General features: G+C 37.6%; 11 protein-coding genes. All 11 read left to right on the top strand.

Annotated features, from left to right (window positions below; translation table 11 throughout):
* Positions 1-203, top strand: a 203-nt coding sequence (locus WBM70_RS06450) for a fructosamine kinase family protein (RefSeq protein WP_424557681.1), incomplete at its 5' end; no start/stop codon positions are given.
* Positions 200-706: a protein disulfide oxidoreductase gene (locus WBM70_RS06445; protein ID WP_424557680.1), complete on the top strand. Its 507-nt coding sequence runs from the start codon at positions 200-202 to the stop codon at positions 704-706. The genes WBM70_RS06450 and WBM70_RS06445, both read left to right, overlap by 4 nt.
* Before the next feature lie 141 nt (positions 707-847).
* Complete coding sequence (locus WBM70_RS06440; protein WP_424557679.1) at positions 848-2,944, top strand: patatin-like phospholipase family protein; 2,097 nt, start codon at positions 848-850, stop codon at positions 2,942-2,944.
* A gap of 65 nt (positions 2,945-3,009) precedes the next feature.
* Positions 3,010-3,237 carry a glycine zipper 2TM domain-containing protein gene (locus WBM70_RS06435; protein ID WP_424557678.1) on the top strand — a complete coding sequence of 76 codons (228 nt, stop codon included), beginning with the start codon at positions 3,010-3,012 and terminating at the stop codon, positions 3,235-3,237.
* Between the two features lie 167 nt (positions 3,238-3,404).
* Entirely contained in the window at positions 3,405-4,184 is a 780-nt protein-coding gene (locus WBM70_RS06430; protein ID WP_424557677.1) for a TOBE domain-containing protein, read from the top strand.
* A 3-nt stretch (positions 4,185-4,187) separates the two neighbouring features.
* The gene (locus WBM70_RS06425; RefSeq protein WP_424557676.1) at positions 4,188-5,660 is read left to right on the top strand and encodes an OprD family outer membrane porin; all 1,473 of its coding nucleotides are present in this window, start codon (positions 4,188-4,190) and stop codon (positions 5,658-5,660) included.
* A gap of 12 nt (positions 5,661-5,672) precedes the next feature.
* A complete protein-coding gene (modA, locus tag WBM70_RS06420) occupies positions 5,673-6,419 on the top strand; it encodes a molybdate ABC transporter substrate-binding protein (RefSeq protein ID WP_424557675.1) in 747 nt (248 codons plus the stop codon).
* Complete coding sequence (modB, locus tag WBM70_RS06415) at positions 6,420-7,118, top strand: molybdate ABC transporter permease subunit (RefSeq protein ID WP_424557674.1); 699 nt, start codon at positions 6,420-6,422, stop codon at positions 7,116-7,118.
* On the top strand, positions 7,118-7,804 hold the full coding sequence (locus WBM70_RS06410; protein ID WP_424557673.1) for an ABC transporter ATP-binding protein: 687 nt from the start codon (positions 7,118-7,120) through the stop codon (positions 7,802-7,804). Before modB ends, WBM70_RS06410 begins: the two co-directional genes overlap by 1 nt.
* 22 nt (positions 7,805-7,826) lie before the next feature.
* Positions 7,827-8,360, top strand: a complete 534-nt coding sequence (locus WBM70_RS06405; RefSeq protein WP_424557672.1) for a PhnA domain-containing protein — start codon at positions 7,827-7,829, stop codon at positions 8,358-8,360.
* A gap of 76 nt (positions 8,361-8,436) precedes the next feature.
* Positions 8,437-9,493: efflux RND transporter permease subunit (locus WBM70_RS06400; RefSeq protein WP_424557671.1), on the top strand; the 1,057-nt coding region annotated here is incomplete at its 3' end.

Genomic DNA, 9,493 nt, shown 5'->3' with positions numbered 1-9,493 from the left:
TGGAACTGGCATTCATTTTGCTTTTTGATACTTTTGGAGAGACGTTTTTTAATGCTTATAGTGAAGTCCATCTCTTAAGTGAAGATTTCTATGAAATCAAGGTCCCACTCTATCAGATCTATCCAGTTTTGGTCCATGTTGCTCTTTATGGTGGCAGTTATGTAGGACAACTAGAACACATACTCAAAAGGTTAAAAGTATGATAAAAACCAACAATTGGAATATAAGATCTATGGTGAAAGAAATCGTTATAGCATCGGTCCTTTTATTTGTGTTGAGTAACATTATAAGTTATATACGCAAGCCTGAACTATCTTCAACGCAATTACCGTACATAGAGGCAAAACTTTTAGATGGAACAACCTTTAAAATTCAAGAGGGTAAACCATTACTTTTATACTTTTGGGCAGAGTGGTGTCCTGCATGTAAACTGCAATCTTCCAATATAGAATATATTTCCCAAGACTATAACGTATTGAGCATTGCTGTTAACTCAGGAAGTGATGACGAAATAAAAGCATATATGCAGGAGCATGAACTAAGCTTTAAAGTGATCAATGATGAAGATGGAACTTGGGCAAAACAGTTTAGGATAGAAGCATATCCTACAACATTTATCTATACTGCCAAAGGTAAATTAAAATTTACCGATGTGGGTTACACTACAATAGCAGGTCTTTTGGCACGGTTTAAATGGATCGAATAATTTTATATGCATGAATAACTTACTGTTTTTGGAAATGATAAAGTAAAATAAAAAGATATAATTAAACAGTAGCTATATGCTAAAGAGATAAAACTCTAATTTCCTTATTGGAAAAATTTCAATTACAAAAAGGTATTTTCGATGAATGTTATTGTAAAACTCTTAATTATGCTCACGTTATTTACGTATAGTCTTCATGCAGAACGAATCAAAGTAGATGCCTCCATGGTCATATCTGGGGGCGTTAGTCTAGGAGCCTATGAAGCTGGGTATAATTGGGCATTGATCAAAATGTTGACTATGGCAAAAGAAAAAAGTCAAGAAGTAGATCCTGAGTTACGTTCCATTGCAGGAGCCTCTGCTGGGTCTATTAATGCTTTACTCTCTGCGATGTACTGGTGTCAAAAAGACACTGTACCTTTAAATAATCATGTTGATGATAATTTATTTTATGAAACATGGGTAAACCTTGGCATAGAAGATCTTGCCATAAAAGGCCAAGACCCGGATAATATGAGTTCTCTATTCACACAAAAAGGTTTAAGAAAAAAAGGTGATAAGATCATCGAACATCTTAAGAAGCCTATATTCAAAAAAAATTGTGAAGTACCTCTTGGTGTCGCAGTCACAAAGGCAACACCTATCGTTGAGACGATCAGTGGTATCAAGGTCAAAAACCAGAACTTTTCCGTTCCTCTTACTTTTAAAGAAAAAAATGGACAGGGAATTGTAGAAAATAAAGTGCTGCCTCCAAATACAGATTTTTATATCTCTATACCCGGGATAGAAAAAGACAGAAAAAAAGTCATTAATCTTCTCATCGCTTCAGGTGCTTTTCCTGGTGCTTTTCAGCAAGTAAAATTGGAGTATAAGTATAAAGATAAAATACATTCACATTATTTCGTAGATGGTGGCTTATATGACAATGTTCCCTTAGACCTAGCTATTTCACTGGACAGTAGGGCGTCCACTTTTTTCTTTATGGACCCTAGCAATATAAGAAAAGAGGTCACTCAAGTTGAAGAAGAGAAAGAAGAACCTCCAGTCGGTTTCATCATTACTAATCTTACACCCGTTTTGAACAGTTTTGACATCATGCAATCAATGAAACTTTATGAAGCTATTAATCAGAACTTTAGGGGTAACAGCGATAAGAAACTGGTACTGTCATCTAGATACCACCCTATTACAGGGAAATATTTGGGACATTTTGGAGCCTTTCTAGATCCGAATTTCCGTATTTATGATTATTATGTTGGTGTGTATGATGCTATCTATCATCTTGCAAGCGCTTTTAAAAGAAATTTTCCTGAGAAACATGCAAATGACACACAAGTAGAAATTATGAATTATTTAAAAACATTATTGGGTTTGGATGAAAACACTGAAGCTTTGGCTGCATACAATCTCTTTTTGAAAACAGAGTTTTACGGTCTTAAACCAAAAACAACCGATCGCTTTTCTGCTATTTATAATGCATTCAATTTAAAAAAGAATGATGAAACACGTTATGATAATGCAGAATTTAAGACATTCCTTTCAAAATTAGATATGAAGTACTTGGAAGAGTCTGACAACTCCTTTATCATCTATGCAAAAAAAGATATTGACAATTGGTACAAAAAACCTTTAAGAGGTATTGTGAATCGTATCACTACGTTGGAAGATCAGCGGGCTGATTACTATAAAGGTAAAAAAGGTCATGTCGTTTTGAACCAAATGACCAATACAGGGGCTTGGGTTTCAACTGATTTAACCAAAGATAAAAGAGGCTTTGAATTTTTACCTCTGAATGTACCTGAAGATGAAGGAAAAGAAGGGTTAAGAACAGCACTAAGACTTTTACCGGGAGATCTATCCTCAGATGTCATAAATGGTGGAGTGAGTTTAGGATATATGGCACGTTACTATACACTAAATAGAGATATAATCAACGGCTTTGAAGCAAAAGCATCTTATGTTTTAAGTGATGATGTCATTGATTTTGTACAAGTGGACCTAGATGCATTTAAAGCCTATAATGATTTTATCAATTTTGGGGCGGGAGTCAGTTTCTTTGGAGACATGAAAGGTTCATTTTATAAAGAAAATACGGCTTATGGAGTGAATACTTATGTCGATCTTATGGATATATTCAGGGTGACTTATGTATATAGAGGCGGAAATGTAAATAATGATAATTATCTCTTTTTCGGTATTCAAAATATTCCTAGTCTTATTTATTGGTTGAACCGATAAAGAATTAGAAGAGTAAAGTTTATTTATCGTATAATAGAGTCATCTAAATAAAGGAGGATAGAAATATGAAAGTATTGAATATTAAAAACTTGGTGGTAGCAGGTGCGACGGTAGTATTGATGACAGGCTGTCAATCAACTGGAAGTAAAACGGGAGATTCAGCTCTTCTTGGAGCAGGAGCAGGAGCAGTTGCAGGACAACTTATAGGTGGTAGTACAGGTGCAACATTAGGAGGAGCAGTAATAGGTGGTGCTCTAGGTGCAGCTTACGGAGACAGTCAAGAGAAAAAATAAAAGTTGTAATCATATATAGTTACATATGTCCTGTTCTGCTACATTAGCTGGAATAGGACAAACCCATACATAAATAATCCAGTCTTCATTTTCTTTGTTCTTTCATTATGTATTTAAGTATATAACGCTATAATTTTCGTTATATATCTTAGTATATAGGGAAACAAGTGGAACTTTCATCAAAGCTTACTTTAGAAATGTTAGGTAAACCTTTTTTACTTGAGAAACGTATAGAACTGCTTCATGCTATAGAAAAACATGGGTCCATCTCTAAAGCAGCCAAGGCTGTACCTATGAGTTACAAAAGTGCCTGGGAAGCGGTTGATACGATGAACGCTCTTTCAACTGAACCGATAGTCCGTAGAGAGACAGGTGGAAAAGATGGTGGGGGTACAACTATCACAGCGTACGGTCAACAGCTTTTAAAGAATTATGCGATCCTTAAAGATGAACATACACGTTTTTTAGAACGTTTATCTGAGCTTACAGATATACAAAGTGGTTCATTTAAGACCATTGGAAGACTGGCTATGCAAATTTCTGCACGAAATCAGATACAAGGAGAGGTAGTCTCAGTAGCATCTCATGATCTAAAGGGAAAAATAGTTTTAAAGTTGAAGGGTGGACAAAAGCTTGTGTCTATCATCACCAAAGAAGCTGTAGAGAATTTACATCTTGAACAGAAGCAAGCTGTTATAGCGATCTTTAAAGCCAATGTAGTGTCATTGTCTACTACAAAAGATGCAAAGAGTGAAGAGAATGAAGTTACAGGTACTGTAACCAAGATAGAAAAAGATGCAGACAGTGTTAAAGTTTTGGTGGATATAGGAGATCATGACACGATCGTGGCAGTAATGCCAAAAGAGATATTTGATAAGATGGAACTTAAAGAGGAAAGTTCTGTGATGGCTAGTATACAAGCTGATGATATTATGATAGGAAAGTAAATAGTGAGACAGGTAAGATTAGTATGGATTCTGATAGCGCTGCTGACTGCAGTATATGGGGATGAAGATACACAAAAGCATAGTTTAAAATGTAATATGATGCATCTCTATGATGAACTACCAGAGGAAGTTGACAGCATAGGTGAAATGTTTTCGCAAGGTATGTTTTATGGACGATTACGTTTTAACAGTTTTGGTTTTAGATGGAAAGATGAGATAGAAAGAGGTGATGGTACTAAGATAAGAGCTAACCATGCTGTTGCGGCAGTAGGTGGGAGTTTGATCTATAAAAGTGCAACACTGAATGGATTTGATGTAGGTGCAGGGTTATACGCGACGCATAGTATAGGAAACCTTGAAGACCAAGAAGCGTATCTCTATAAAGCAGGTAAGGGGATACTGAGTCGATATGATGCACTGACAGATGGTACATTGGATATAGTATCTTTAGCGCAAGCCTATTTACAATATACATATGAAGATACATCTGTAAAAGTAGGACGTCAGATAGTTAGAAGCTATTTGACCAAAAGTAATGATACAAAAATGATACCAAACACCTTTGAGGGAGCTACATTAAACAGTAGATTAATACCTGATACTTCACTTCAATTGGCATATTTAACAAGACAGAAATTAAGAGACCACTCTTCTTTCCACCATCTCTTGGCTGTTGGTGATAACCCTGATGACCCCTACTCGGTCTTTAGTCAAAATGATGATTCTGCAATGCATTTTGGTTTAAAATTATCTGAACTGGAAGCTCGGGGTATAGAGGACAGGATGATTATTGGTGAGGCAAAAAGTGAAAGCGTTGAAGATCTGACACTAATGATGAATTACACTGCTGTACCTGAATTGATCTCTTCAGCGATGATCCAAGCTGATTACAGATTTGACTTGGGAGATTTCCTTGTGATACCAGGATTGAGATATATGAAGCAGTTTGACGATGGTGCCGGTGAGATAGGCGGTGCCAATCTTAAAACGATTACATATGGATATAGTGATCCTGATAGCTTGGATTCTGAACTTTTTGGTGCAAGAATCGCCATTGTTGACGATGGATTTAAAATAAGGGTTGGATACACAAAAGTAGCAGATGAAGGTGACATCATAGCCCCTTGGAGAGGTTTTCCTACAGCGGGGTTTACACGTTCTATGGCACAGTATAACTGGTATGCCAATACTGAAAGCTATATGGTCCAAGTTGATTATGAATTTGAGTCATTCGATGAGTTTAAAATTATTTCACGTTACGCAATACAAGATTTTGATGATGAGAAAACAGGTGTACAGGCAGACTCAAAAGTTTTTGAAATCAATTTTTTTAAAGGGTTAGGAGAGAGTCCGGTATATGTAAAAACAAGATTTGCTCATGTTGTTGGAGATGATGATACTATCGCGGGTAATGGTATACTGAAAGCGGACCCTTCTTACAATGAACTTCGTTTCGAACTTAATTATCTGTTTTAGAGGAATAGAATTATGAAAAGAGCGCTTTTAGGTATTTTATTGAGTCTGGTCACACTGAATGCAGGTGAGATAAAGGTCGCTGTAGCTGCGAATGTCAGTTATGCAATAGAACCGCTTAAAAAAGCTTTTTATGATTTGCATCCGGACACAAAGATAGAAGTGATACTTGGAAGCTCTGGAAAACTTACAGCACAGATAAAGAATGGTGCGCCCTATGAATTTTTTATGTCAGCCGATATGAAATACCCTGAAGCACTTTATGGTGAGAAGATCGCAGTGACAGAACCTGTAGTATATGCACAGGGGTCATTGGCATTTCTATCAGTCAAAGATCAGAATTATACGGTAGGGATGAACATACTAGAATCCAAAGAGATAAAAAAGATAGCCATAGCAAACCCTCAAACCGCACCTTATGGTATAGCTGCGGTTGAGGCGTTGAAAAATGCGAAAATGTATGAACAACTGAAGGAAATGTTTGTCTATGGTGAGTCCGTTTCCCAGACTGTGATCTATGCAACGACAGCTGCAGATATTGGACTTATAGCAAAATCATCACTCTTTAGTCCTCAAATGTCACACTATAAAGAGGGTATTCACTGGAGTGATGTAGATAAAGGGCTTTACACTCCTATAGATCAAGGAATGGTGATACTGAAAAAAGGTGAGGGAAACCCTGAAGTGAAAGCTTTTTATGATTTCATACTGAGTGATAAAGCTAAAGAAGTATTGAGAAGCTTCGGATATAAGGTGAAATAGATGATGGAAGTTTTTGGTATTGCATCATTGGATCTTGCACCTTTTATACTTTCGTTTAAACTGGCAGGACTAACGACACTGATCCTGTTTGTGCTGTCTTTGCCTTTGGCATGGTATCTTTCTCAAACCAATTCAAAGACCAAACCCTTTCTGGAAGCTGTCACGGCACTTCCTATTGTACTTCCTCCTTCTGTTCTGGGTTTTTACATCTTAGTGGTACTCTCTCCAAACTCTGCAGTAGGAGCTTTTTTTGAAGACCTTTTTGGCGTAAAGCTGGTTTTCTCTTTTGCAGGTTTGGTCGTCGCAAGTTGCTTTTACTCACTTCCTTTTATGGTACAGCCATTACAAAGTGGATTTGAATCGTTGAACAAACATATGTTGGAAGCATCCTATCTTGCAGGCAAGAGTAAACTTCAAACGGTTCTTAAGATAGCACTGCCAAATATAAAACCTTCCCTGATCACCGCGCTGATCATTACATTTGCTCATACTGTCGGAGAGTTCGGTGTGGTGCTCATGGTGGGAGGGAGTATCCCTGGTGAGACAAAAGTAGCTTCAGTGGCTATCTATGAGATGGTTGAGGTAATGGAGTACGGCAAAGCTCATATCTACAGTGCTTTGATGGTCTTGATGAGTTTTGTTGTGCTCTTGGCCGTATATATTTTTAACCATACGCAGCGCAAAATAGGCGTCCTTTAATGATACAGATAGATATACATAAAAAACTGCATGGCAGTCAAGGTGATATGGATCTTGATGTCAACTTAAAGATACAAAAAGGCGAGTTTGTTGCACTAATGGGTGAAAGCGGTTCTGGTAAAACAACACTGCTTAGAGTGTTGGCAGGGTTGGAAAAAGCAGAAGGTGACATTAGTGTGGAAGATGTATATTGGTTAAAGAAACAAAAAATGCTTCCACCGCAACAAAGAGAGATAGGGTTTGTATTTCAAGACTATGCACTGTTTGAAAACATGAGTGTAGAAGAGAATTTGTTGTTTGTCAATAATGACAAAGTATTGGTGAAAAAACTTCTTCAAATGACTGAACTTAACAGACTGGCAAACCGTAATGTAAAAGGTCTTAGTGGCGGTCAGAAACAAAGAGTCAGTCTTTGCCGTGCGATGATGAATAAGCCTAAGCTTTTACTGATGGATGAGCCTCTTTCTGCACTGGACCCCGCTATGCGATCAAAATTACAGGATGAGATACTTAAACTACATAAAACATTTGGGACAACTACCATTATGGTGAGCCATGATACGGATGTCTCCTATAATCTTGCTGATCGTATCTTGGTTCTTGATCATGGAAAGATCATCGCGGATGGCACTCCTCAAGAGATACTTCTAAAAACTTCTACGATCACTTATACGTTTTGTGTATAAATATTTAGATAAAATGTCATGAATGAATTGGGGTAAAGGAAAAATGAGTATGAATGCATGTGAATTATGTGGTAGTGAAGAGGGATTAACAGCGTATACGGTTGCACCAAAGGATGAAACTATAACGATCTGTAGTACCTGTGCAGCATCTATAGAAGATCCAACAAGTAATGAAAAGCACTGGAACTGTCTGCATGACAGTATGTGGAGTACAGAACCTGCTGTACAGGTGATGGCATTTAGACTTTTAACACAGCTAGGTGCACAAGATCAACTGGATATGCTTTACCTTGAAGATGATGTAAGAGCGTGGGCAGAAGAAGGTTTGGCAAATGAGAAGCAGGAGCCGACACGAGATGCCAATGGTACCATCCTGGTAGAAGGTGACTCTGTAAGTATTATCAAAGACCTGGTGGTTAAAGGTGCAGGCTTTACAGCCAAACAGGGAACTACTGTTAAAAATATCCGTATGGTACCAGGTGACCCGACACATATACAAGGACGTGTGAATGGAACGATGATATTTATCATCTCGGCATTCTTAAAAAAACTGTAAACCATCATTTTTTAGATTATAGGAGTATAATCTAAAAAATTAAGCATATAAACCAAGACTTTTCGAAGGATCTATCATGATGAGAATCATAAACTATTTTATACAGAATAAAAGTCTTAATTATGTGTTACTCATATTCATTCTTTTTCTAGGTGTAAATGCCTACAAGAACATCCCCAAAGAACTTTTTCCAGAGATCGCTTTAGACAAGATATCTATCAGAGGTGCTTACGCAGGTGCCAGTGCAGATAATCTCGATAAGATGGCAGTTCGTGACATTGAGGATGAACTGGGGAATATACAGGGCATTGACAAGATAGAGACGATCATCAAGTCAGGCAGCTTTTCTATCGTTCTAGATCTTAATGATGGTGCAGATCAAACAGATGCACTCAACAAAGCCAAAGATGCTATAGCAAGAAGCAGACAATACCTTCCTGCGGATATGACAGAACCCACTGCAGAGATATTAACACATAACAGGCCACTTATCAGACTTTCACTCTCTTCTGAAGGGATGGATAAAGGTCAATTGATAGAAGTAGCCAAAGAAGTCAAATCAAAAATTTCCAGAAATCCTTATGTAAGTGATATAGAGATCTACGGCGATTCAGACCAGGAAGTCTCTGTACAGGTCAAGGGAGATGCTGTGAGAGCCTACGGGCTTGACCCTGCTGCAATTATCTCAGCAGTCTCAAAACTTTCCTATATCTATCCTATAGGCGATATAGAAGAGGGTGGAAATTATATATTTGTCTCTACGGTAAATGGAAAAGAGACTAAACAAGAGTGGGAGTCATCACTTATCAAAATAGGGGAGAAACAAGTCAGGCTTGGTGATGTTGCCACCGTTGAGATCTCCTACCCGCAAAATACAACACTTTCCACATTTAATGGACGTAACAGTATCACACTTGTGATCTCTAAAGGGCCAGAGGGTAACTCTATGGATATCTCCGAGGAGTTGCAGACCTATGCCAAAGAAAAACTCTCTAAAGAGTTCCCTGGGGTCTATTTTAATTTTTATCAGGACAGTTCCAAACCTGTAAAAGACAGACTCAATACGGTTATCTCAAACTTGATGTTTGGATTGGTATTGGTATTCCTCTCAATGGCATTGCTTATCAATGTAC

Source organism: Sulfurovum sp. (genome assembly GCF_049668085.1).
GTDB lineage: Bacteria > Campylobacterota > Campylobacteria > Campylobacterales > Sulfurovaceae > Sulfurovum.
The sequence above is the reverse complement of the archived record's forward strand: the minus strand, read 5'-3'. Positions and strand labels throughout refer to the sequence as shown.

Bases quoted from the DNA above. Each gene is read 5' to 3' on its own strand.
- WBM70_RS06445 (WP_424557680.1), top strand. From the start codon at position 200: ATGATAAAAACCAACAATTGGAATATAAGATCTATGGTGAAAGAAATC.
- WBM70_RS06440 (WP_424557679.1), top strand. From the start codon at position 848: ATGAATGTTATTGTAAAACTCTTAATTATGCTCACGTTATTTACGTAT.
- WBM70_RS06435 (WP_424557678.1), top strand. From the start codon at position 3,010: ATGAAAGTATTGAATATTAAAAACTTGGTGGTAGCAGGTGCGACGGTA.
- modA (WP_424557675.1), top strand. From the start codon at position 5,673: ATGAAAAGAGCGCTTTTAGGTATTTTATTGAGTCTGGTCACACTGAAT.
- modB (WP_424557674.1), top strand. From the start codon at position 6,420: ATGATGGAAGTTTTTGGTATTGCATCATTGGATCTTGCACCTTTTATA.
- WBM70_RS06410 (WP_424557673.1), top strand. From the start codon at position 7,118: ATGATACAGATAGATATACATAAAAAACTGCATGGCAGTCAAGGTGAT.
- WBM70_RS06405 (WP_424557672.1), top strand. From the start codon at position 7,827: ATGAATTGGGGTAAAGGAAAAATGAGTATGAATGCATGTGAATTATGT.